Below are 25,776 nucleotides of genomic sequence, written 5' to 3' on the forward strand. Positions count from 1 at the left end.
TAAAAGTTTTACGCTCCGGTCTTCCCAGAAGGGAGCGCGTTTTGAATAGAATTTTCTACTAATATTAATACTAACGTATTTCTTGGCTGCGGCGACTCTCGCGAGGGGCAGATGCAGCCCATTTTATTAACAACTTAAATTTATTGTGTTATGAACTTTAGTTCAATTATTTAACGACTACCTTGAACGATTCGCCGTCTACCGATACCACTGCGATACCAGCCGGAACGGCGATCGTCTCGTTATCCGAGTTGATTGTCTCGTTAGCGACAACCTTACCCAAGATAGTAGCAATCACCACGTTCTTGCCTTCCGCACCCTTGATAACTACGGCACCGTCAGTTGCTACGACTGAAACTGCACCTTCAGCGGTGATGCTTTCGTTAGCTGTCGGGTTCGAATCTTCTTGAGCCATCAAGAACTCTTCACCGTGCGTGTAACCGTTCGTTACCACAATCACACCGTTTACAGATTCCAAGAATCCTTCGTTGTTCCAAGTCCAAGCATCCTTGTTGTCCAAACCAGCCTTCACAGCTGAATCGTAATCATACCAAGCAGTTTGTACTTTGAATGTTTCATCTACAGCCTGGTTCACATACTTGAACGCGAACTTAGCCTTGTTGAAGTCTGCCGTGCCTAAGTTGAGCGTTTCGATAACAGGACCATTCTCGCCATCTGTCAAGAACAGTTTATCACCTGTATGGAAGCCCCACTGGAAGCCTAACTTAACCTTCTTTTCATCTGCTTCGATGTCGTTGATGAACTTGTTGTTATGGTTGCGACTTACGAATACAGCAGAGTCGATCTGGTTCACCAAGAAGCGACCGTACATTGTATCCGGTTTAATCATGTGAGGAACAGACGGACTGTTCGGATGATTATCAAATTTAGCCTCTACATAAGTCGGGTTCACTACAAGTAAGTACTGGTAGCGGTTGTTACCCGGACGTTCTACGTAAGCCGAATCAAGAACCATAGCTGGAGCGATGCCATTCGCATTACCCAAGTTCAGGAACTGACCCTTTTCGAACAACAGGAAGTCGTTCTCTTCTGCACCGTAGATGCGAACCGTATCACGCGGCGTGGCCTTTACATATTCCTGAGAAGCAGTAGTAGCAATTGTGAAGATGTCGTTTGAAGTCGGTTGTGTGTACATGTTTTCAACTTCAATTGCACCTAAGTTCTGGTACGTAGATGCACCATACAACTTGTTGCTGTAATCCAATTCGTAGTGAGCCTTACCTGTAACGACATTGCCATCTTTATCGTAATTGCTGTCTGTTACATACTTATCGTTATTCAAGCCCCAAGGAGTAACACCCACGATGTTGTAAGCACCAGCTTCAATCTTCTGAGCACCTTTTGCTTTCTCTTTCAATACAAAGCGATAAGCAGCATTCAAATCCTTCGTCGTGAAGTTCTTCGAATTCGGGTCGCAAATCATTGATTCGATTGTCTGGTTCTGACTCGGGTCGTAACGCAACCATTCGTTGTTCTGGATGTTCTGCAATGCATACGCTACGATAGTGGTTGTATCGTTGTATGTCTTGAACTCAGAACCTGTCCAATACATCGGATGAGAGATCGTGTATACAGAGTCTGTTCCAGCAGTCAGATACTTAACGGCATCCGTATCGTGAACGCGAGCTGCTGTGAACGGAACAAGACGCCAGTTTGTAACATCCAACACATCATCAGACAAACCTAAGAAGTGACTATCCTTACCTTCGTTTTCAGTTACATAAAGCTGAGCTGCTGCATCGATAGACAATTGGAATGTCTTATCCTGCAAATCTTCCTTCGTCCAGTTAGCGTAGCTGTCTGTATTGTAAGCATTTTCACCCTTCGTAATCTTCAAGTTGCCTTCAGCAGCCTTGATGATTAACGTATCGCGTAATGCTTGATTGCGAACCGTACCAGCCGTATTGAAGCCGAATGGTCTTGTATACCAATTATATTGAGCGCCCCATTCATCATTCTGTTCATACTCTACAGCATAAACATCGTTACCCAATGCATGCATAGATTTAACACTGATAGACTTACTCGGGTTCTCACGGTTCGTGAATGTGAACTTACGTGTATCATCTGTATCAACAGAAACTGCCCATTGTCCTTCAGCCTTGTCTGCTAAGAAGTAGTCAGCTTCAGTCGGCATTACAACGCCATTCTGATTAATACCCAAAACTTTACCGTTCAAGTTCACCCAATTGTTACGCTCATTCTGGAACTGCATGTTAGCACCAGCCTTGAATGTAATGTTCACATAACGGTAATTCAACGGGTTGTTAGTAGCGTCTTCACCACGTACGATGTTTTCGTTTGTTGTATAGAACGAAACGTTCGGTCTACGTGCACTATTGTCCGCGCAACGATCGTTTGCAGTTACAAATACATCCAAATGTCCGTTCGCATCTGTAGTTTCCAAGTTTACTAAGTCGTAAGCGAATACTTTGCTTGCACTACCGATTTCAACGCAATATACAGGCGTATTATCCAATACCATATCTGCATTGATAGCGCTTGTTGCATCATATTCTGTCTTACCTTCCAAATAGTTGATGCGGAAGTAAGGATAATAAGTCTTGTTGTTTACCTGACGACCTTCCAAAACATCTTCTACATTGGCTTCTCTCAAGACTTCAAACTTGTATCCACCTTGAACAAAGTCATTAACCGCATTGCTCCACTTATCTGTCACATTCAATACGATGTACAGGTTCGTGCCTTTCTTCTTCAACAAGAATGCTTTTTCGTTTTCTTTGTTCCATTCGTCATTTTCAGGTGCGATTTCGTGGAATCCGTTTGTTGCATCCCAATAAACCGGAACTAAATCTGTATTATCAAATTCATTTCCATTGATAGTCTTATTGGCGATATCCTTATACTTGTCTACCACATTCAAACGGAAGCTACTGCCATAACGATGCAATAACCAGTGAGCCGTGAATTGTTCTAACTTAGACTGATAGAAGCCAAGAACAGTAGCTCTACCCACAGTCGTAGTAATAGAAGTCGTACCGCTTGTTGTTGTGATTACAACTGATTCTTCAGCACGTCTTTCATCTACGCCTAACAACTGGATACCACCGTTATATTGGTAAGCCATGAAACGTTCGTAACCGTTAATTTCAAGTTGTTTGCCTGTTTCACGATTTACGAATTTATAAGCATAACGACCATCACCTAAAGCAACTGTTTCAGTTACTTTCCACAAGTCAGCTGTTTGCCAGCTTGTTCCTGCTACAGCCTTACCATCCGCATCGCCATTGATGTAAATTGTAGCGCCAGCTTCATCACGTCCTGCCAGAATAATATAATCTCCATTCACAGCATTCAGCAAAGGTATTTCACAATTGTTAATCTCATCAGCTGGAATGGACTTTTCAGCTAAAGCAATTGTCGCACCACTACCTTCTTCGCCAACGCCAGTCACGCCATCCGGAGTATAAGTAATGCCTGATTTGCCCCATTCGCCATCCAATGTTATCAACGTCTTATTATTCAGATACCATGCAACCGGAGTATTTTCCTTCCAGCCATCTGTTGTATAATAATAAGTGTGGTCACCATCCTTATAGTAGATATAAACCGGAACAATAGCCGTCTCAACTACATCTGTAATAACCAAAGTACCATCATTCTGATATTGGATACCATAGATATCACCATATTCAGCACCCGGAGCACCACCTTCGCCTACAGTCGAAATCGTTTCTGTTCCATAAGCTGTATCTCCAATTACATCTTTAGCAATGCCTTGACCCAAGATGAAAGAACCTTCTGTTGCGTCTGTAGCAGCTTCTGGATCTACCTTACCTTCTTCGTCAATAGCATACAATACTGCAGGAACAGCGCCTTCTGCATCAGCATCTGTAGTAAGACCTGTAGAAATGACATAAACTGGAGTATAACCACCAACTATAGCCATCTGCAATATACCATCTTCATATTTGAAGGTAGCAGCAGTTGATTCTCCAGAATACAAGAGAGAAAGGTCACTCTGCAAATAAGCATCACTTGTTCCTTTTACACTAAGTTTGCCACCTTCATGCAAAGTCCACGTATTAGCATCAACTTTATCACCATACGTACCAACAGCTATTACATGAGATGTTTCTTCAGTATTAATATAAACAGTGTTTGTAGAACCTGATGTCAACTCTACAACTTCTTTTGAAGTAGCGAATGCCAGTTTGCTAACTGTACCATTCAATCCTTCATAAGATTGCATTGTACCATCTTCTTTCCACAAATACAGCTTTTCGCCGTTCTGCTCCCAAGAATTTGTTCCATCAAAAGAAATACTCAAATCGGTTAAGATCGTAACCTTATCAGGCGTAGAAGTCTTGATAGATTTGATAGAACCATCTTTTGCCAAGAAGTAACCATCTACAGGAGAAAGATAATACACATCACCTTTCACCAAGCTCCAAGTGTAGCTTGCTTTCTCTACCACAGACAACTCGTAGCCAGCCACACCTTCAGCATTGGCTTTAACCACGTAAGCTGTCTGAGCCTTCCCATTGCCCGCGTTCACAGCGTTCACCGTAAATACAGCTGAACCGCCTACCAGCAGAACGCCGGCGCAAAGCGTAAGTACTTTTTTGTTCATAAAACTTGATTTTTAATTTATTAATAAATAGTTAAATAAAAACTCAATCTCAAATTTTACGAAGGCTTAGTACAACGTTCCCGGCTTTGGTTATGAATAGACATAAAAAAGCGCGGGCTTTACGTTGTCTATAATTGATCTAAAGGCTCTGGTAAGCCTGTCTTGCAATAATAGAACAACAGCCCGCGCCTATACGATATTTCCAGTTTCCCCACACTGTTACATATAACCTATATGCACGAATTATAGGAAACCTTCATCTGTCCCGTATGTAGCGCAAGCATTTACCGTCCATTACTCCGCAAGACTTAAAAATTTACCAGATTTTTAGATCGGAATAATCTTCGTAAAATGCTTGTCAATATTTCATCGATTCCCAAAGGCGAAACCCTATTCGCTGCGGAATCGATGCAAAGGTAAGGAGGAAAAATGAAATAGCAAGAGTTTTAAGAAAAAACTTTTTGGTTTTTATCCGAAACCTTGGTTTTTCTGGACGAACCCCCAAGGTTTGGAGGATGAAACCGGATTTATACCAAACATGCTTCTCATTTCACATAACCCACTTTCGGACGAGGTAAATTCCTATTTCCGGTTTGCAACTCTGCCAAGGTCTGATGTATCAATTCCAATTGCATTCGCGTGTCCTCGTTGATATCATTATAATCCGCAAATACTTCTTCCATATACGCTTTCAATCCCTCGACTTCTGCCCGTAACTCTGTCACTTCTTCGATAGGAGAAGAAGTAACCATGCGACGCATAGCCACAAAGGCACGCATAATCCCCATATTTATCTGTATTGCGACAGGAGAATTCAAAACACTGCTTAACATAGCAACACCTAATTCCGTAAAAGCATAAGGATTACGCCGTACACCCATTTTGATAGAATTGGACATCACAATTTGTGATTTCCAAATTTCCAGTTCATCACTTGTTAACTGAAACATGAAATCAATTGGAAAACGTTCTTTATTACGTTTAACCGCTTGGTTTAAGGTACGCGTTTCAACGCCATAGAGTTCTGCCAAATCGCGATCCAGCATGACCTTTTGTCCTCTAATCTCGTATATCTTACTTTGGATAAGTTGCAAATTACTACTCATAGCTCTATCTGTTTTAGTATGTTCCTTTCACTTCACATAACCCACTTTCGGACGAGGCAAATTCCTATTCCCGGTTTGCAATTCCGCCAAGGTCTGATGTATCAATTCCAATTGCATTCGCGTATCCTCGTTGATATCATTATAATCCGCAAATACTTCTTCCATATACGCTTTCAACGCCTTGACTTCTGCCCGTAACTCTGTCACTTCTTCGATAGGAGAAGAAGTAACCATGCGACGCATAGCCACAAAGGCACGCATGATATTAATGTTGACTTGTATGGCAACATCACTATTCAATATACCAGAAAGCATAGCCAAACCTTGTTCGGTAAAAGCATAAGGTCGTTTTCGTACTCCACCCCAACTTGAAATCACAAATTGTGACTTCAAGATTTCCCATTCATCGGGTGCTAATTGAAACATAAAATCCGGTGGAAATCGTTTTATGTTTCGCTTTACTGCTTGATTTAGAATACGAACTTCCACCTGATAGAGTTCTGCCAAATCGCGATCCAGCATGACCTTTTGTCCTCTAATCTCGTATATTTTGCTTTGGATAAGTTGTAAATTACTACTCATAGCTCTATCTGTTTTAGTATGTTCCTTTCACTTCACATAACCTACTTTTGGACGAGGTAAATTCCTATTCCCGGTTTGCAACTCTGCCAAGGTCTGATGTATCAATTCCAATTGCATTCGCGTATCCTCATTGATATCATTATAATCCGCAAATACTTCTTCCATATACGCTTTCAACTCCTCGACTTGTTTTTCCAACTGAGCCATGCGATTCGTAGAAGGCATATTTAGCATCTGGCGCATAGCCACGAAAGCACGAACTATTAACACACTCGTTTGAATAGCGATATCGCTTTTTAAGACACTTGACAGCATCACTACGCCATGTTCGGTAAAAGCCAGAGGTAAAGCGGATTTCGGTCGTTTCATACGTGATGTCATCACAAATTGTGATGAGATATTTTCCCATTCCATAGCTGTCAATTGAAACATAAAATCAGTAGGGAAACGACTGAGATTACGTTTTACGGATTGATTCAGGACACGCGTTTCCACTTGATACATTTCTGCTAAATTAAAATCCAGCATGACCTTTTGTCCTCTAATCTCGTATATCTTACTTTGGATAAGTTGTAAATTACGATTCATAGCCAAGTCTGTTTTATATTTATATATGAATAATTAGGTCAAAGGTACGGACTTATTTCCTAAATACAAAAAGACTTTCCCTGTTTTCAAACGACTTTGCCCCAATTCATAACGAGAATCGTTTCCGTTTATAACGAGAATCATTTTCATTTATAATTATAATCGCTGGCGATTATAGTTATAAACAAAAGCAAGGAGCTTCTGCTTGTTTACGGCTCCCTGCTTTTATGCCTTTATCATCCGCCCCAACTCTCGCGATAGAAATCGAGAGACTCGAGGATATGCGCCCGGCTAACTTGCTGATTAATACGAACATCGCCCACGCCACCAAGGAGCGTAAAGTTGATAATGCCCGCTTCGTTCTTCTTGTCGTGCGTCATCAGTTCATAAAGCGCATCATAATCGTCGCACGAGAAGGCGAACGGGCGGTAATATTCCTTTATATAATAAACCACCTGGCTTAATTTCTCCATCGGAAAACCGCAAAGCTTGTGCGAAAGATACAACTCGCTGATGATACCTGCTGCTACCGCATGCCCGTGAAGCAAAGGCGCATTCTTCCGAAATGAGAGGCTTTCGTAAGCATGACCCACGGTATGCCCGAAGTTCAACGCCTTGCGAATGTTTTGCTCCTTGGGGTCTTTGGCCACAAATTCTTCTTTTACCGCCACACTCTGCGCCACAAGCTGATTCAGATAGCGGTAATTCATCGTATCGATATCGTAGAGCATGACCGACGTATAGACCTCCATCGAGCTAATCAACCCATGCTTTATCATCTCGGCATACCCGCTAAGGATGTTATCCCGGTCGAGCGTGCGAAGAAACTCGCAATCAATAAAAACACATTCAGGCGGATAAAACGCTCCGATTTCATTCTTTAACCCGTTGAAGTTCACACCTGTTTTACCACCTACAGCCGCATCGACGGAAGCCATCAACGTGGTAGGCACATTAATCGTCCGAATTCCCCGCTTGAAAGTAGCACCCGCAAATCCGCCCATATCCGTTACCATGCCACCACCCAAGTTCAATAATACCGAATGGCGCGTAGCTCCTTCTGAGGAAAGACGCATCCAAATGGACGACAATGCCTCGAGACTCTTATGCGTATCACCTGCCTCGACGGTGATAACAGGCGCATCCCTCAGCAACGGTACCTCTTTAACCAACGGATAACACTTCTCGTGCGTATTCATATCCGTAAGCACGAACAACTTATCATAACTCATACCTTCCAAAAACACTTGTAATTCGGAAGGCAAATCCTGACATATTACTACTTTTTGGTTCATCTTCTGCTTTTATTATTTGTTTTCTTGGATTCGCAAACCAACCTCCTTTTCCCTACGAAAAAAGAAGTATACATCACTTTTCCTTTCTATTTTCTCAGAGCAAAGGTACATATTTCTTTTGGAAAAAGTTATCTTTGCGACTTTCAAACCTATAATAACAAAAACAGAGATAAAGAATGAAAACACAGATTGTATGGCTTAACGTGATTCGTTTTGCAGCCTTTTTTATGTTGATTTGCTGCCATGCGGCAGATCCGTTCTATGCTACGGCTACTTATGCAACAGCCGAAGGCATGGCACCCGTAGACCCTTACATGATACAATGGGCCGAACGATGGATGGCATTTGTGCGTCCATGCGTTCCCTTATTTGTCATGATAACCGGAGCGCTTTCCTTTCCCGTAAAAATGGAAATGGGGGCATTTTACAAACGGCGCATCCTGCGCGTGCTTTGGCCTTTTTTGATTTGGTCGGTGCTTTATTATCTATTCCCTTGGTTCTCCGGATTGGCAGGCGCCGACAAGAGTATTATCTATAAATGCTTTATCTGGTCGGATACGGATAGCCAATCTATTGTACCTTGCCTCATCAATATAGCCCGCATTCCGTTCACTTTCAACTATTCCGCTTCGCACATGTGGTACATTTATATGTTGATTGGACTATATCTTTATATGCCTATCTTCTCGGCTTGGATTGAACGCGCCACCAAACGACAAAAGGAGCTTGTCTTAGGATTATGGCTGGCAAGTACCTTCTTGCCTTATCTGGAAGAGTTTGCCGGCCCATATGCTTTCGGGACGTGCTCATGGAACGCTTTCGGCCTGTTTTATTACTTCGCGGGTTTCAACGGATTCCTTTTGTTAGGGCATTACATCCGATGCCACGTCTCGTGGAATCTACGCCAAACACTCCCCATTGCGGCCGTGATGCTCATTGTGGGCTTTGCCATTACCTATTTTGGCTATGGCTACATCATGTCATTACCCGAAAAGACACCCGAACAAATCGAATTGTTCTGGACGTACAATAGCATAAACGTCGCCCTCATGTCTGCCGCTTGGTTCTTGGTACTGAAACACATCTCTTTCCAGCTCGAATCGCATACGGCTCAATGGCTGGGCAATCTGGCTTTCTGCGGATTTGGAATCTATATGATACACTATTATTTCGTCGGGTTGGCACACGAGCTGATTACCCACCTCGATTTGCCCGTCCCGTTACAAATACCAGCCGCGGCCGTATTGATATTCACCCTCTCATGGGGCATCGTGGCGATTGTCAAGAAGTACTTGGGTAAAGCAGCGATATATATCATGGGATAAAACCCACTTTCCTCAAACCGCCGCACGACGGTCACGCAAAATAGCCTCCATATTCTCTTTTGCCCAATCGAGCAACGCGTCGATATGAGGCAAAAGAGATTGGCCGCGAACCGTCAACGCATATTCCACACGTGGAGGTACTTCGGGAAAGACAGTCCGCGTTACCAACCCATCTTCCGCCAACGTCCGAAGCGTTACGGTCAGCATCTTTTGGGAAATATCCGGTATCGCACGTTGCAATTCCTTAAAACGCATCGATGTGTTTCCTGCATTGCGTAACGTATAAATCACCAATAACGACCATTTATCACTAATCCGAGCCAAAATATTCCGAATTGGACAATCCGGGAATATCCTATCTTCCACTATCATTCTATTCATACCTTTGTATTTCAAAACACTCTACAAAAGTAAGCAAAAGCCTTGGATAAACTGGCAAACTCCCAACCAAAAAGTTTAAACACCCGATAAATTCTCTATCTTTAGGTTAAAGATACATATCTTCAACTTAAAGATATATATCTTCAATCTGCAGATACATGTCTTTAACCTAAAGATAGAGAATTTATCGGGTGTTTCCCTTTTTTCAACGGGCCCAATGAATTTAATCTTAGCCCAAACGAATTTCCCCGCCCTCCTTTCACAAAGATTCTTCAATAAAAAATCCGTTTACATTTGGTTCGTAAAAAAAATATCCCTACTTTTGTACCATCAAAAAAACAAGGCTCGGTAGCTTAGCTGAATAGAGCGTCAGATTCCGGTTCTGAAGGTCGTGGGTTTGAATCCCACCCGGGTCACAGATTAAATCCGCAGATAATCATTTTATTTGCGGATTTTTTATTTCGTTAGGCTGGGGATTATTTTTAACCAAAGAATCGTCTAATCAAGAAAAAAATAGGAGGATAAGACATGGAAGGAACTTTATTTATGTTTGGTTTCCTTATCGTAATCGCATTTGCAGGAGGCATTTACTTCACCTTGCAAGGCCGAAAAGCGAAATGGCAACAAAAGGAAAAATAAACCTATTTCAAAAGAGATAAAAAAAGGCGCATCCAAACTATGACGCGCCTTTTCTTTTCCTATTATTCCACTACATACCACGTATAACCTCGGGCGGGAATCTTTACTTCTAATTTCACATGGCCGTTACAATCAAGCGTATAAGTCTGCTCAGCCTTCTCCTGTTCGCGAATCTTGGCTTTTTCTTTCAAACCAGTATAGTACAAAGGTAAAGAGATAGTACGCGTAATTTCCTGGTCTGTCGGATTAAAGAACAGGGCCAAAGCTTTCTCCTTTTCTTGCGGATTGACGTGCATGATGCCATCCCAATCTCGCGCGTCGGGTTTCCGTAAATGGATGATATCACTATTCAAGATGCGACGGTACTTCTTATACCACGAGATGATTTCCTGCACCGCCTCTTTTGTCTCTTCTGTATCGTACAGGCGAGGGCCACGATAACAGGCCTGGATGCCAGCACCGTAGTTTTGAAACATCAATGTCTTGTATTCATACAGATGTTCACTTAAAGGCTCTAACGTAGCGGCAGCACCTCCACCATGATATTCAACCAAAGGAACAAAACTCCAGAGAGACGAAGGAATGCGCTCCCATGTACAATCGTAATTCAATTGGCGCGTGTGAATTAATTGCCGTTCGCGCGGAAGAGACCAATTCACTTCCCGATAGCCAATACTCGTCTTCGTAGAACCATTTAAGAAATAGAAATCGGGTACATTCAAATAGATACCGTTCTCACACATCCAATGATACAAATCCGTTATCTTATGGAATTGGTTCCATTGCGAATCTTCCAATCCTTTATGGTGCGCATGTTTCGTCGAAGCGCATACATCGCCCGGATAGGAACCGTCATGCTCAAAGCAGGTCATGCCGGTTTGCTCAAAGAAAGTCTTTATTTTCTGGAAATATTCATATCCCCAATCGCTGCATAAGCAAGGTGAACTTCCGAACGTCATGCCACCCCGCTTGCCCGTCTTCGGATTAATCACATCGACCTCGTCGCTAATCCAACGGCTTGCCAATAGGGAATAACATCCCATCTCGATGCCCTTGCTCTTTGCATAATCTACCAAAGCTTTAAACTTAGCTATATTGGCCTCCGAAATGTCTTCCGCATCCGCTCCGGAGCCAAAGCTGAGAATAATCATCTCGTAGCCCGTCTCGGCGCATTGGTCCACAGCCCGGCGCACAACATCCGGTTCGCTCGACGTCAAATGCATAAAGATGGGATTCTCTGTCGTCCAGGGAGCGATGGTACGATAAAAGCGACGTGTAAATAATCCTTTCCGCTCTCGGTCGAAGCTATCAAAAGGCATTTCATAGACGCTAAATGAACGGAACGTCTCGCCCGATGCCACTTGTTGATCTGGACCGATAGGAGGCGTCACCTGCAAAACGCAAGGTGTCTGCAACAAATAGTTTCGCTGGGAGGTATAGGCTGGGTCTTCTACCCAATGCTCCGTAATGTCCGTCTCTTTTTCCGTAAAGCTTCCTTTGCAATTATAATCGCTCTCGACATGGATATTGGGCAACAGGAACGTCGAAGGGTCGCCTCCACTGGGCGACTCAGGTTCAGCAAAAGCCAACTCTTCTACCTGGAAATGGTCTACCGTAATAGGCAATCCAGACGTATTCTCCACTTCAAACCATTTGCGAACGACCGGAATCCCATCGTATACCGCCACATGGAGCTTCACGATCACCTCTTTCATTGCCTTGTCACCTCGCATGGTAAAGACAATCTCTTTTCCCGTCGGAGCTTTCTTGTTCAATGCCCAACGGGAACGTGCCCAATGAATCCCCTCCTCAACAGGTTTTACCTCAAAATCTTCTACCAAGAATGATTCCGGCATGGTTTGCATCGCCTCCACCCATTCCGGCTTTAAGTATCCACGTTCGGGTTGTCCTGCCAATCCTCCTATCTGCCATTTCTTGCCATCTATCCAAATCGCCCCTTCACTGCTCACGGCCCGAAGCAGGCTCTCTCCTAACATTCGGTTCGTATAATCAACCGTAGCTAAATTCGGCATGATACGAAACGTACGCGATACCAACTCATTCGCCACAACAAGCCCCTTGCCGTCTGCCGTACGATAAACACCCGCTTTTACCTTCTCCGGCGTCAAAAGCCAATCAAAGGGTGTCCGTTCGGATAACAATGCGTCATAAACAGGCAATTGATTTACTTTGGCTGTCAAACGTTTTACTATTTCGGCAGATTGTTTAGGACCTTCTCCCAAAGCACTCACGTCAACCAACTCCGGGCGCGAACCTTGATAGGTAAACCGAGGTGAAATCAAACAGAGGCAATCACCGCTCGCGCCGTCGTCCGTCGGGTCAACCTCCATCTCCAATAGCTGCACGCCTTTCAACGATATATTCACATGAAACGTCGCTCCACGTGAAAACACACCGCTGTTATACACCTCTTTCCCATCTGCTTTCAGGATAAAACGCACCGACCCTTTGGCCACCTTGCCATCCTTTCCGACCACGCCGGCCAGGCGTTTACCGCCTTCTTCCGTCTGGCGAAACAACAACTTTGTCCCGTCGACCAAAGGTTGCACCATCCAATCGGCCTCGTCCGCCGATACGACCTCCTCCGAAAGGCGAATCTGAGCCTCGAAACGTTCGGCATGACCGCCCAGCTTCACCTTCGCCACGCTCCGCGCCTGAAGCTCCAACACACCGTCATGCGTAAAAGGGCTTCCATATTCCTGCCAAATCTTTGCCACATCCAGCTCATCCATCTGCACCACATCCTGCGCCGCCAAAGCGCCCGACAAGCCCAACAAGCCTGCCATTAAAATCGATTTCAAATACATATTCTTTTCCGTTTTATAAGTATCTCTACGAGTGCAAATATAAACACTTATTTCCAAACTCAACGTGGGTGTGTCAGAATACTATCTGAAAAAGCCCTCTTACACTTAGGGGAGCTTTCCAGCATGCTGGAATCTTTCGCCGCGTCGTCGGGAGACTTTCCAGCATGCTGGAATCCTTCGCCGCGTTGTCGGGAAACTTTCCAGCGTGCTGGAATCCTTCGCCGCGTTGTCGGGAAACTTTCCAGCGTGCTGGAATCTTTCACCGCGTCGTCGGAAGACTTTCCAGCGTGCTGGAATCCTTCGCCACGTCGTCGGGAGACTTTCCAGCGTGCTGGAATCCTTCGCCTATTGTTTCTCTCCGAACTCCGTCTGTTGTTTTTCTACCTCTTTCAGTTTCAAAACGCTCAATTCTTTGCGCAATCTTTCCACTTCCCGTTCCAAATCCGTTTTTGTGGCATACGTTTCTGCCTCCATCGCATTTGCTGTCGAGAGTTCCTGCATTTCCGATTCCTTATATAATAAAGGATAAGCGGCAGGCACGGATTCAAACTCCAATTCTCCGCTGAGAGGCTTCTGGGAACCTTCGAACAGCACGCTGGCCGTAATCCGGATTTTCCCCGACTTGACGGTCGATTGCACCAGTACCGGAGCTGTCCCCCATTTCACCGGTGCCGGATTCGCCAGCACTTCCGCTCCGCCGAGGATGCGTCCCTCCCCCTCGATAGAGAAACGGATATACTCGTTGTTCAAGCGTTTGATATTTCCATTCTTATCGGCTATAGCGGCTACGACCGTGACAAAATCCGAACCGTCCGCCTTCAGTCCCGTGCCTTCATCATCGAGCCAGAGCAGAACCTTTTCCGCCCGGCGAGCCGGCACGACCTTATGCGTCGCCACGACTTTCCCGTTCACCAACCCTTCCGCCAGCAGATAAACTTCCTCTTGCTTCTGCGAGCGGGACAGAGCTTTGTCTGCCATAAAGTCGTAAACATCCGGGAACACGATAATCGGAGAAGGCATCCCTTTTCGCTGCTTGTCTTTCGTGTAGGAATAGGTCTTGCCTCCTTTGTTGAAGGTGAGGCGCACTTCATCGCAATTGGAATAAACCGTTACGTCTCCACCGGAGAAGGGCGTCATCTCATGCGCGATATAAACCATCGGCCCGCTTCCTACCGTCTGCCCGTTCTTCTCCACCGGACGTTGCGCCATAAACATATAATAAGAATACTTCGGCTGGCGGAACACATCCATCAATCCGCCATAAAAAGGATCCGGATGGTATCCCCGCTGATGGTCGAACGAATGCCACAGGCAACCGCCCACGTGCTGCGACGACTGTTTGTACAATTCGTTGTAACTCGTCACCGGATAGGGCGGGTTAGCATAATGCGCCGCCTGGACCCGCATCGCCTGCTCGCCCCAATTACGCGCCACGCGGCTCGGCGAATTATGCGAGCTCCAATCGTCTACATTGTCGCCCCATTCCCGCGTGAAATAGGTCTTGGTCGGGTCATACGACTGGGCAGCGTCTTGCATATTGCCGGGATGGGCAAAATAGACCGGAAAATGCTCATGGCCGCGTGCTTCACTATCGCAACTGCTATAACAATAAGGGTAAGGATATTCCTTGTCGACAATCTCACGTGCATTCTTGGCAAACTCGACCGGATACCACGTTTCATTCAAGATAGGTTCCCACAGCCAGACGCAGGGATGATTTCTGTCTCGGCGTACCAGATTGCGGATGTCGCTATACACACGTTCGCCAAACTCCGGCGCATCGTTCCAGAACTGCCAGCCCGGCGTATTCACAATCACAAACAGCCCTAACTCGTCGCACGCATCCATGAAGGCCGGGTCTTGCGGGCAATGCGCGTTGCGGATGACCTCCACACCCGCTTCCCGCAACTTCTTCGCGTCACGCCAATGTGCCTGATTCGCCACGGCATTCCCTACCACGGCAAAATCCTGGTGGCGGTTCACGCCTATCACCGGTTTCCCGTACGGTTTCCCGTTCAGCCAGAAGCCATCTTTCCCTTTGAACTCGATGCTGCGGATTCCGACGCGCCGTCTATAACCATCGACCGTATTTCCCGCTTCATCCTTCACATAAACCATGAGATTATATAACGTAGGCGATGCCGGCGTCCACAGCTCCGGATTTTCCACCTGCATCCGTCCGGATACGTGCGCCGCCTTGCCCGCTTTCACGCGGATGTCCCGATTCAAAGAGGCGACCTCCTTTCCGTCCGCCCGCAACAAGACATATTCCACCCAGCCGGCAAACGTTTTCGCATCCGCATTGCGCACCTGCGTCTTCAGTTGCACCTCCGCCCGCTCTTCAGAGACCTCGCCGAAAGCGACAAACAAGCCGCCGCCCGCCTCCTCGTCTTCATAATTCGGATCTGTTATGAACACCCGGTTGTGCGCCACCAGCCAACAATCCCGGTAAATCCCGCCAAAATAGGTAAAATCCAACATGTCTTGCGGTTTTCCGGGAGGATACGAAGGGTCGTCGCTATTGTCCGCCCAAACGGCCACCACATTGTCTTCGCCCCATTTGATGGCATCCGTCACGTCCACCACGACCGGCAGATAACCCCCAAAATGTTCCGCCAACAGCTTCCCGTTCACAAACACCCGGCTCTTTCCCATAATCGCCTCGAAATGCAGGAAAAGCTTCTTCCCCCGCAAGGCCGCATCCGGCGAGAAATGCTTCCGGTACCAAACCTCCCCTTGGTAGTTGATGCACCCGCTCGCCTCCGTAGGCAAATACTCAATCCCGTGAGGAAGAGAGACAACCGACCACGACGCATCGTCGAAATCTGCCGCCTCGGCCCCCGTCTGCGCCCCTTTGTAGAAACGCCAGGCCGGATTCATCGAATAGACCTCACGACCACTATTTTCCACCTGAAAAAAACCGGCCGTCGAAAACGAAGGTTGGGCATACGAGCGCAAAGGCAAGCCCATCAACAAAAGCAGTAAGCAGTAAATAACTTTCATATTTTCAATGCAAAATAAAGATTAACAATTAAACTTTCCGGAGGCACGGCACGCCATGAGCACATCCGTGCCACAAATATACAAAAAATCATCCTGGAAACCTTTCCCAAAAAGATTTCCGGAGGAGATACTGGATTCCTCATGTCCCCGACCTATAAACGACAAGTTCCTGACAGGAGGCTGAATGCCTGTCAGGAACTTCATGCGCAATCGCTACCTTTTATGTGAAGCAGCCTCAATCTGTCATGAAATGGAAGTTGAAATCGCGGAACGACCACACCTGCCCGTTTTCAGGAAGGAGAACCTCGCCGGATTTCTTGCCCTGCTCATTTGTAACCTTCAGTTGGATACGAGTAAACTCTCCCTTTTCATAATCGAAAGTTTCCCCGTCGTCGTCATAAAGCTCGTAAACCGCAGGCTTGTTTCCATAATGCCGAATCTCCAAAGGATGCTTTTCCCTCGTGATTTTGGTAATAGCCGGCCAGAGGGGAACGATGCCGCCATCTTTGACAAACACCGGAATGCGTCCCAACTGGGGGGATACGTGTATCACCTCTCCCTCGCCGACGTACTTGCCCGTATAGAAATCGAACCACTTTCCTTGTGGCAAGACGACCTGACGCTCTTTCTCTCCGGCAAACAACGGAGCCACCAACAAGCTGGGTCCTACCATGAACTGGTCTTTCACCTCTTTCCGGACAGCCATCGCGTAAGGGTTCTCGGTCGCATCCAATTTTCCCTCTTGCAAAGTTGCTTCCGCGCTATAGCCCTCCTCCAAGTTCATGGCCCTGACAGGAGGTATACCCTTAAACGCATAGTCTGCAAAGGCCGTATAAAGATAAGGAATCAGTTGCATACGCAACAAGGCGATTTCGCGCACCTCTTTTTCCACTTCCGGGAAAGTCCATGGCTTCGTACCGTCTGCCCACGCGTCCAACTGGGCTACCGGAGAGAAGCAAACGGTCTGCATTCGCCGGAGCCACTCTTCCGCGTTACGCGACGAACGGACTTCCGGAGTCCATAAAATACCGATGAAAGAACTATTGATCAAAGCCGTAATGAAATCACGGTGGTCATAATAATCGTTATATATGACATACGGAAAAGAAGAAGTGCCCGCATTGCTTGCCCGCACCAGGCCATACGTCCGCTGGTTCCGCTTGCGATACATTCGGGTAGTCACATCCTGCATCAACGAGCCATAAACCTGCCGTATCTGTTCCGCCGCATGTCCGGAGGGGAAGGTAGCGACATCCGGCCACAACCAAGAATCATAGCCGTCGTTTTCATCCATCTTATAGCCGCTTACCCCTTTATCCAGCTGATGTTTCTCGAAATGAGACGTCATGATATCCTGCGTCTGGGGTAAAGTGTAGTCCGGCACTATCCCGCACCACACTGTATGAGACCCCGTGTAAGGCTCAATCTTGTCATACAATTCTCCGTCTGGCGAAACGTACGGATTCATCCACAAATTCGTCTTGATGTGCTGGTCGTTCAGTCCTTTTACAAAATCGTCGGGATTCGGGAAACGCCCTTTGTCCCATTCATACGTACAAGGATAAGAGCGGCTCATCCAACCCGGTTCCAGTCCAACCACGCTCAAAGGGAAACCATGTTCCTCAAATTCCGCCACCTCTTTATTCACATCCTTATCCGAATACAATGTCGGGACACGATGCCAGAAACCCAATCCCCACCGGGGAGGCAAAGCACCGCCTCCATTATACAAATTATAACGCCGAACCACATCCAACATGCTTGGCCCGCCAAAAAGAATCACCTCCACGCCTTCCGCCGGCACCAGAAACTCCAGATTATCCGAATAGGGCTGCGCTTCCCAATCTTTATCCGTATTGCGGTCTCTCGTCACCGGAGGATTCTTGCTATCCTTCCGAACTGAAGTTCCTATCCAAGCATCCATGTAACGAGCCGAATTAATCAATGCGCCATATCCTCTCGAAGAAACAAAAAAAGGAACAGGCGCATGTGTACGGCCATTATCGTCACCTCCATAATGGTCTACATGCAAACGCATAATACGGCCTCTTTGTTCTACCGTTTTAAAATTCAATCCTAAGCCGAATATCTTCTCTCCTTTTTCCAAGGGGAAGCGGATATATGTTTTCCCATCTACCACCTCCATACAAATATCCTCTTTGGAAATGGGTAAATCAGCTTCCCCCATTTGCTGGATGGCTTCATACTTAGGCGTTATTTGCAATTCGCTTAAAAGATTGAACTTTTCAGGTGTCCCCACCGAAACATTCCATACGCCAGCCGTCTTCTCTTCCCATTGCACCGGTTTATCTTTCGGCTGGGGCGAACTACTACACGCGGATAGCCATAAAGAAGAAATGGCCGTAACTATAAAACAAGCCTTTTTCATTCACTGAATCTTTTTTCAATTAATACTATATTTTCTACCATTTATCCTTATACTTCGAAAGAAAGGTAGTTACTTTCCAACACGAAGATAACTATCTTTACAAAACTTTATCTGTTCTATTTTCTTTAGACCGCAAATAGCGGAATTTGTACCTAAAAAAGAGCATAAAATAAAGAGACTTTACGCAGGGTTCTCCGCGGCCCCGTCGCCCGCCGTCTCGATTTTCTTATCCTTCTTTCGCGGACGAATCACACCGGCGCGTATCAAATTCTTTTTCCACTGTATGATATCGCTATTGATCTGGTCGATGATACGGCCCAACGTGTCGCGCGTTTCCGTATCCTTTTCTTTCAGTTCGTTCACGACATACAGCGCATTGATGCCATACACCAGTTGCTTGAACGCCTCATCCACTTTCGGGCGAACCGACTGTATCGTTTCCGATTCGTTCCGCTTCAAGATTTCGCCGGAACGTTCATTATATAAGTCACTAAAATGCGAATTCGCCTCTTCCAGCAGTCCGAGTATTTCCGTCAGGCCCAGCGTTTCAACATCTGCCGCGTTCGCCTCGTCTCGCATTTTCTCGACATAATCCCGGATGAATGCCGTTTCCTGCATATACGAGCGACGCGCTGCCCCCAGGTAAGGTTTCTGCACGAAACTCAAATGCTGGGCCGCCTGCTTTTTCGCCTCGATGGGCAGGAGCTTAGCCGTCTCGATGCTCCGTTTCATCACAAGGAACAACTCGTCGCGCCGGCGGTCTGCCTCCTTGATAGCGTCCGTGTTTTTATAAGCTCGCCTTTCAAGCGTGCGCTCTTCTTCCACGGCATACCATTCCAAAAAAGGAGTCAGCAGCGGCGTCAGATGCAGTTGCTCCGCCAATTCCGGTGTCACCGTCTCCTTCACATTCGCGCACAATTCGTAATGTTCCAGATTGCGCATCTCGTAGAGTGGAATATCCACTATTATTTTCTTAATCTCCATCTTCGTCGGTTGTTATAGGATAAAAAAGACGGGATTCTCCCCGCCCGCACGAAGATAAAAATTATTTTCCGCTTAGCCAAAATTCCCATTCTGAATCTTCAGAAATTTCCGAAAAGCAGTTACCTATTGTAACAACTAATAAGAAATTTCCAATCTTATTTTGCACAATAAAAATATCAATTGAAAATTTCCAAAGATATTATACACCATATAGCCATTCATTGGAAATTTCCTTTTATATGACGAAATAGATAGCTATCGATAAAAAATTTCTGAAAATAGGATACAGCATAAAACAAATAATCGGAAATTTCCGAACAGATGTTACTATTTACATCCTATTTTCGGAAATTTCCGATTTCTATTTTCTGTATGTTTGGGATATGAGCGGAAGGGAAACACATTCATTTCCCTTCCGGCAAACCGGTACTTTTGTCCGGTACTCTCCAAGAGTCGTTTACGAATCGAAGCGTAAGCGGGTTATCAAAATCCTTCCACCTCTTCGGCATTTCCACCTGCCACCAAAGGCCACCCTGGATTTTGATAGAGCGGAGAAGCATTGTAATCAAGTCCGTTATCTGTTCCAGATGTAATATTAAATTGGCTCATGCCGATCGGAGACAAGTAGTTGGCAGCCGTCCAACTATAACCTTCATACAAATTATTGTTGGCTGAAATAATTTGATATGGCCTCAAATATTCGCTTATGGAAGGATTCGAGACGTTCGCATCGCTCAAAGAACCAGCGCCTTCATAAATCAACAACGAATTGCCGCTGCTGTCTTTATACCAATCCTGCATTTCACCCCAAAGCTTAAATCCTTCCACGATGTATTTGTTACCGATAAGTTGGTCCATCGAACGCCAACGGCGAAGGTCGTCCCAACGCAACCCTTCCGACATCATCTCGCAAGCACGTTCGCGCCGGATATTATACATAGTTGCGTCCACCAATTTACCTGCGGTATAGGCAGACAACAGCCCCGCTTCCTTGGACATATCCGTCGCCTGAATCGTCTTGTTGAAATCCGTGTCAACACCAGCTCTTTCCCGCAAAGCCTTCCAATACTTCTCAGCAAACGCATCAATGGAATGGTTCTTTAGATAACAGGCTTCGATGTAATTCAAATAAGCCTCCGCTGCACGGTACTCGATAATACCAGATTCTTGAACCGGTCCTGTTTTATCATCCACGGCCATTGTCAAGCCCTTCTTTAAATCATACCCTGTTACTGATTTATACTCAGCTGTTGTTAGAATAATAGGTGCCGGGAAGTACGCCTTAGAACCATCAGAAAGTACAGACATGACATCGTCTTTTATTTTCATAAATTGTACTAACCGATTATCCCTATCCGTTCTCACATTTGCCAAATTATCATCCCCTTTATACAAATTGGAGGCATAAATTGGCAAACCATCTTTACAAAGAAAGCTATTCACAAAGTCTTTTGTATATCCAGTACCAGAACCGCCTTTACTATGCGCGAACCCATAACCTAAAGCGCCCGTAATGGTACTATTAGCCCGCCAGAACAACACTTCTTGATAAGGAGATAAATCTTGATCTGTATACATTAAAACATACGGATTATTTTCTTCCTCATAATTGGATTGCGTATTTTGTTCCAATGGAATATTCTCAGCTATTTCTTTAGCCGCGTTCATCGCTTCAGTTAAAAAGAAATCAGCTTCTGTTCTTACATCCAACTGAAATCCGTTATTATAATCTTTTTGAGCACCAGGCCAACCATTTCCTCCAGGAACAAATGGCGTTCCTTCAAAATTGATTAACCATGAACCGATAAATAAAGCCACTCTTGATTTTAACAATAACGCAGCATTACGCGTCAACCTATTTCGCTTTGTATCATCCGGAGCTGGCGATTCCATCAAAACTGCAGCCGAATCCAAGTCGCTTAAAATGAATCGACCTACTTCATTCATTGGATAACGCCGATTTGCTTGAATCAAAGCCTCCTTATCCGACAAGGAAATTGTATTTCGAATGATAGGAAAATCTCCGAATATTTTCACCTTATCAAAATAAAACTTTGCACGTAGCATATACATTTCTCCGATATAATGCTCTATATCCCCTTCGCTACCAGAAATTTCTCCAGCTTTCCATTTTGGGATTACACGATCAAAGAAATAATTCGCTTTATATATTTGTTCAAATTCCCAGTCGCCATCACCATCACTTACTTTTAAAATTCCAGGAACCCAACGTTCTTGATCGCCTTCTGATGTAACTTGAACGTCGGTATTATCATCTACTTTGAACACACCTAAACTATATCCACTGGCTTCCGTATTTGCGATAAAATTATCTTCATAACATCCGATAGCATACGCACCTAATTGATCAGATGTAGAAAAATATATTTCAGGCGTAATCTCATCCAACGGTTGTCTGTCTAAGAAATCATTACATGACATAAAAGACAAACTTGCTAAAATATATAATGCAATCTTTTTCATCTTATTCCTTTTTACAATGTAATATTTAATCCACAAGAAATTGTTGTCTTTAACGGAGCAGCTTTTCCTGACCCACTGGCATAACCATCTAATACTTCCGGGTCAAAAGCATCTGCTTTAAGACCGCTAATCGTAAATAAATTATCCACAGACATAAAGAGCCTCAGATTTGTTACATTTACCTTATGCAACCATTCATGAGGGAATGTATAGCCTATCTGCAAATTCTTTAAGCGCATATAAGCTGCATTTTGCAAATACATCGTACTTTCTTCTTTGTTTTTAGCATCACCGCTCAACAAAGGACGAGGCAAATAACCATCCACATTTGGGCCAAAATAACTATCCGTGTCTGCGGGACGGAAATAATCCATCGTCTCTTTCAATGCCGTAGATTGCCAATATCCATTATCAGCCCCCCAGAAATAAAGACCTGTTAACCAAACGTCACGTTTCATGGTCCCTTGGAAGAATAAGCTAATATCAAAACCCTTATAAGCGGCATTTAAAGTTAAACCGAAATTATAACGAGGCGTATTGTTTCCAATGACTTTTCTATCACCAGAATTACCCACAACCCCTTGTCCACCATCAATCTTTCCATCATTATTGATATCGGCATACATGACATCGCCAGCCGCCCAGTTAGAACCTAACGCATCTTGGCCTCCGTTCGGCAAGCTGGCTAAGTGTTCTTGCATCTGTTCTTCTGTGCGAGCCAAGTCAATTACTTCAAATCCCCATATTTCACCTAACATCGCCCCTTCGTAATAACGTACATTCCCATCTGCATCGAATATAGTTTTAGTAGCATTCGGATATTCCAATATCTTGGATTTGTTGTCTGAAAGGACCAGATTAACACCGTAATTAAAACCGGAATCCAACACATCTCTCCAACCAATACTCAAGTCCCAACCTGTAGTCCGCATTCTCGCATTATTAGTATATGGAGAAGTAACACCAGCGGTATTCGGTATTTCTTCGCCGGGTGCTACCATATCATTTGTATAACGCCAGAAATATTCATACGAACCTGTCAAGCGATTATTAAACAACCCGAAATCCAAACCTAAATTATAGGACGTGACTGTTTCCCAAGTCAACAAGGGCGAAATCGGCGTGGCCGGTTGGGCGATGTTGGGCTTAGCTCCATTTAGTAACCAGTTACCTGTACCCATTCCAAGTTCCATCGCAGAGTAGAATGGATAAATATCATCCGTTGCTTGATTTCCCAAATTACCATAAGACGCACGTATCTTCAAATTGTTTACAAGATCTGTGTAATCTTCCATAAAAGGTTCCCTTGCCATGTTCCATGCAGCAGACACAGAAGGGAAACTATTCCATCTTTGCTCCTTATTGAAACGGGAGCTTCCATCATAACGATAGTTTACTTCAGCTAAATATTTGCCTTTGTAATCATAATTCACTCGCCCAAAGAATCCAACCGTAGCCCATTCATACAATTCACTACCCATTTCATAAGCCGTCGTAGATGTCGTATTACCCAATGTTGGTATTTCAGGAGAAATTATACCATCACGTTGGGCATATATTTGCTTATATTTATTTACCTCAGCCTGAAAACCAGCCATTACAGAAAAAGAATGCCCACTATCAAAACTCTTATTATACTGTGTATAAACATTCGGGTTAATATAGTTTGTTCTTGCTGTTTCTTCCTTCACAAAAGAACGACCTCCATAACCGTCATCTCTATCCATTGCAAAATAGGAACCATCTTCCTTCCTTTCCAATATCAATTGAACATCTGTATGTTTCTCTATTCTATCTACTCTAAAATTACTTTCGACATAGATCTTCCACGCATCAATTGGGTTCAAAACTAATTGAACCTGTTGATATAATACATCCATATCCTCAGTATACATACCTCCATGATCCATTTCATTTAATTGAGATTCCTTGTTGAATTGACCATCCGGCGTATATACAGGATTAGATGGACGGCGACGTGGCATACTATGATAGTATACCAAATCCATTTGATAAGATGGAGCTTGATAATCTTTTCGAGAAAATTTCACATTTGCATTGATATCCATCCATTTAAAAGGCTTCGCATTTATCTTTGCATTAAATGTATAACGCTTAAAATCCTCATTCCCATAGTTCTGATCACTTCCTAAATCTTGGATATTACTGGATAAATAATAATTTATTTTTTCTGTACCGCCGCTTATGCTCAAATTATGTTCTTGTGAAAAAGACCAATCTTTATAATACACGCCAAACCATTCGGTATTTCCCCAAGAATCCAAATTCTTTTTCCAAATGCCATTTTCATCATATTCTGTTGCATATTGAAGTTTGCCTTCCATAAACAATTTAGTCTTTTCCATTACTTCAGGTGTATATTGAGCACCCAAACCAGCATTCGCGGCAGCCTCGTTAAAATATTGATTAAATGAGTAACCATCCAAAAAAGAAGGAAGAGTAGTCGGGGTAGACCAACGAAAATTATTATTATAATTAACGGTTGTTTTACCCGCTTTTCCCTTTTTGGTCGTAATCAAAATTACACCAAATGCGGCACGAGAACCATAGATAGCAGAAGCTCCAGCGTCTTTCAAGACAGAAATACTTTCTATATCTTGCGTATTAATCAAGTTCATATCGCCCTCAATTCCATCAATCAATACCAACGGTGCAGAACTTGAACCTTCGCCAATACTGCCCGTTCCTCGAATGTTTATTGAGGGAGTGCTATTTAAGGCACCACCTTCGTTTGAGGCCACGACATTCAAACCTGGAGATACACCTTGCAATGCTTGCGAAACGTTGGCAACAGGTCTATTCATCAACTCTTTTGTATCGACAGTGGCAACGGATGCCGTTAAGTTGGATTTCTTTTGCGTTCCAAACGCTACCACTACCACCTCATCCAACGCCTGATTGTCTTCTCTTAAAGTAATGTCCAATGTGTTCTTTCCTCCAACTCTTACTACTTCACTCGTATAGCCGATATAGGTGATTTCGAGGGTAGCATTCTCCGGTACCTCCAGCGAGAATTTACCATCCATGTCGGTGATGGTTCCGTTCGTCGTGCCTTTGACCACGACATTGGCACCAATGACGGGGATGCCGTTCTGGTCAACAACTACGCCCGTGATCTGCTTGGATTGTTGTGTGGCATGGTGAGCCGACGGATTATCTCCAGCCTCGCCCTTCTTCATCAACATAATATTCTCTCCTTCGATGGCAAAGACGATGTCGGTGCCTTCGAACAACTGGGAGAGGACTTCGGCGGTCGTCTGGTTAACGGCATCTACGGATGTTTTCCGGTTCAGGTCCACTTCCTTCTTGTTATACACAAAGAGATAGTCCGTCTGTTTCTCTATCTCCGAAAGAACTTGGGAGGTAGCGACGTTTTTTACCTGTATGTTTACCCGCATGGTCTGCGCATTTCCTGCGGCTGACAGCCCCATCGCTGCCGAAAATAACAAAGCACAAGTTAACTTCATGGCTCGATTTATTTTAAAAGGTGTTTTTATTAGGGGCAAAGATAGCCCTGTACAAATATTTTCCATACA

At 44.6% G+C, this 25,776-nt stretch carries 13 protein-coding genes and 1 tRNA gene; 2 read left to right on the top strand and 12 right to left on the bottom strand.

The genetic code is table 11. The features are described from left to right. Window positions 1-166 precede the first annotated feature (166 nt). From B5F77_RS10435 to aroB, 5 genes are all read right to left on the bottom strand, one after another. Complete coding sequence (locus B5F77_RS10435; protein ID WP_087330515.1) at window positions 167-4,615, bottom strand: DUF6383 domain-containing protein; 4,449 nt, start codon at window positions 4,613-4,615, stop codon at window positions 167-169. Between the two features lie 545 nt (window positions 4,616-5,160). Continuing rightward, window positions 5,161-5,721: an ORF6N domain-containing protein gene (locus B5F77_RS10440; protein WP_087330516.1), complete on the bottom strand. Its 561-nt coding sequence runs from the start codon at window positions 5,719-5,721 to the stop codon at window positions 5,161-5,163. A 27-nt stretch (window positions 5,722-5,748) separates the two neighbouring features. Then, on the bottom strand, window positions 5,749-6,303 hold the full coding sequence (locus B5F77_RS10445) for an ORF6N domain-containing protein (protein ID WP_087330518.1): 555 nt from the start codon (window positions 6,301-6,303) through the stop codon (window positions 5,749-5,751). 27 nt (window positions 6,304-6,330) lie between these two features. Beyond that, entirely contained in the window at window positions 6,331-6,891 is a 561-nt protein-coding gene (locus B5F77_RS10450) for an ORF6N domain-containing protein (RefSeq protein ID WP_087330579.1), read from the bottom strand. A 236-nt stretch (window positions 6,892-7,127) separates the two neighbouring features. Beyond that, window positions 7,128-8,186 (bottom strand): 3-dehydroquinate synthase, encoded by a 1,059-nt coding sequence (gene aroB, locus B5F77_RS10455; protein ID WP_087330520.1) that lies wholly within the window; start codon window positions 8,184-8,186, stop codon window positions 7,128-7,130. Window positions 8,187-8,362: 176 nt separating this feature from the next. Here aroB and B5F77_RS10460 point away from each other — a divergent pair, with 176 nt between their 5' ends. Beyond that, window positions 8,363-9,511 (top strand): acyltransferase, encoded by a 1,149-nt coding sequence (locus B5F77_RS10460; RefSeq protein WP_087330522.1) that lies wholly within the window; start codon window positions 8,363-8,365, stop codon window positions 9,509-9,511. A 12-nt stretch (window positions 9,512-9,523) separates the two neighbouring features. Here B5F77_RS10460 and B5F77_RS10465 read toward each other — a convergent pair whose 3' ends face one another. Next, window positions 9,524-9,892: a helix-turn-helix domain-containing protein gene (locus B5F77_RS10465; protein ID WP_087330524.1), complete on the bottom strand. Its 369-nt coding sequence runs from the start codon at window positions 9,890-9,892 to the stop codon at window positions 9,524-9,526. A gap of 342 nt (window positions 9,893-10,234) precedes the next feature. On the opposite strand from B5F77_RS10465, the gene B5F77_RS10475 reads away from it, so the two are divergent. Then, window positions 10,235-10,308, top strand: a tRNA-Arg gene (locus tag B5F77_RS10475). Between the two features lie 285 nt (window positions 10,309-10,593). Here B5F77_RS10475 and B5F77_RS10480 read toward each other — a convergent pair. The 6 genes from B5F77_RS10480 to B5F77_RS10505 form a co-directional block, all read right to left on the bottom strand. Then, window positions 10,594-13,359 (bottom strand): NPCBM/NEW2 domain-containing protein, encoded by a 2,766-nt coding sequence (locus tag B5F77_RS10480; RefSeq protein ID WP_087330528.1) that lies wholly within the window; start codon window positions 13,357-13,359, stop codon window positions 10,594-10,596. Window positions 13,360-13,704: 345 nt separating this feature from the next. After that, window positions 13,705-16,371, bottom strand: a complete 2,667-nt coding sequence (locus B5F77_RS10485; RefSeq protein WP_204244966.1) for a glycoside hydrolase family 2 TIM barrel-domain containing protein — start codon at window positions 16,369-16,371, stop codon at window positions 13,705-13,707. 226 nt (window positions 16,372-16,597) lie between these two features. Continuing rightward, window positions 16,598-18,751: a TIM-barrel domain-containing protein gene (locus tag B5F77_RS10490; RefSeq protein WP_087330532.1), complete on the bottom strand. Its 2,154-nt coding sequence runs from the start codon at window positions 18,749-18,751 to the stop codon at window positions 16,598-16,600. Between the two features lie 180 nt (window positions 18,752-18,931). After that, a complete protein-coding gene (locus tag B5F77_RS10495) occupies window positions 18,932-19,735 on the bottom strand; it encodes a DUF6261 family protein (RefSeq protein ID WP_087330535.1) in 804 nt (267 codons plus the stop codon). A gap of 483 nt (window positions 19,736-20,218) precedes the next feature. Then, on the bottom strand, window positions 20,219-22,219 hold the full coding sequence (locus tag B5F77_RS10500; RefSeq protein WP_087330537.1) for a RagB/SusD family nutrient uptake outer membrane protein: 2,001 nt from the start codon (window positions 22,217-22,219) through the stop codon (window positions 20,219-20,221). Between the two features lie 11 nt (window positions 22,220-22,230). Continuing rightward, window positions 22,231-25,707 (bottom strand): TonB-dependent receptor, encoded by a 3,477-nt coding sequence (locus tag B5F77_RS10505; RefSeq protein WP_162607983.1) that lies wholly within the window; start codon window positions 25,705-25,707, stop codon window positions 22,231-22,233. Window positions 25,708-25,776 lie beyond the last annotated feature (69 nt).

The sequence above is a fragment of the Parabacteroides sp. An277 genome (assembly GCF_002159645.1).
GTDB lineage: Bacteria > Bacteroidota > Bacteroidia > Bacteroidales > Tannerellaceae > Parabacteroides.

Excerpts from the sequence above, each read along its gene's own strand:
- B5F77_RS10435 (WP_087330515.1), bottom strand. The coding sequence starts at position 4,615 with ATGAACAAAAAAGTACTTACGCTTTGCGCCGGCGTTCTGCTGGTAGGC.
- B5F77_RS10440 (WP_087330516.1), bottom strand. The coding sequence starts at position 5,721 with ATGAGTAGTAATTTGCAACTTATCCAAAGTAAGATATACGAGATTAGA.
- B5F77_RS10445 (WP_087330518.1), bottom strand. The coding sequence starts at position 6,303 with ATGAGTAGTAATTTACAACTTATCCAAAGCAAAATATACGAGATTAGA.
- B5F77_RS10450 (WP_087330579.1), bottom strand. The coding sequence starts at position 6,891 with ATGAATCGTAATTTACAACTTATCCAAAGTAAGATATACGAGATTAGA.
- aroB (WP_087330520.1), bottom strand. The coding sequence starts at position 8,186 with ATGAACCAAAAAGTAGTAATATGTCAGGATTTGCCTTCCGAATTACAA.
- B5F77_RS10460 (WP_087330522.1), top strand. The coding sequence starts at position 8,363 with ATGAAAACACAGATTGTATGGCTTAACGTGATTCGTTTTGCAGCCTTT.
- B5F77_RS10465 (WP_087330524.1), bottom strand. The coding sequence starts at position 9,892 with ATGAATAGAATGATAGTGGAAGATAGGATATTCCCGGATTGTCCAATT.
- B5F77_RS10480 (WP_087330528.1), bottom strand. The coding sequence starts at position 13,359 with ATGTATTTGAAATCGATTTTAATGGCAGGCTTGTTGGGCTTGTCGGGC.
- B5F77_RS10490 (WP_087330532.1), bottom strand. The coding sequence starts at position 18,751 with ATGAAAAAGGCTTGTTTTATAGTTACGGCCATTTCTTCTTTATGGCTA.
- B5F77_RS10495 (WP_087330535.1), bottom strand. The coding sequence starts at position 19,735 with ATGGAGATTAAGAAAATAATAGTGGATATTCCACTCTACGAGATGCGC.
- B5F77_RS10500 (WP_087330537.1), bottom strand. The coding sequence starts at position 22,219 with ATGAAAAAGATTGCATTATATATTTTAGCAAGTTTGTCTTTTATGTCA.
- B5F77_RS10505 (WP_162607983.1), bottom strand. The coding sequence starts at position 25,707 with ATGAAGTTAACTTGTGCTTTGTTATTTTCGGCAGCGATGGGGCTGTCA.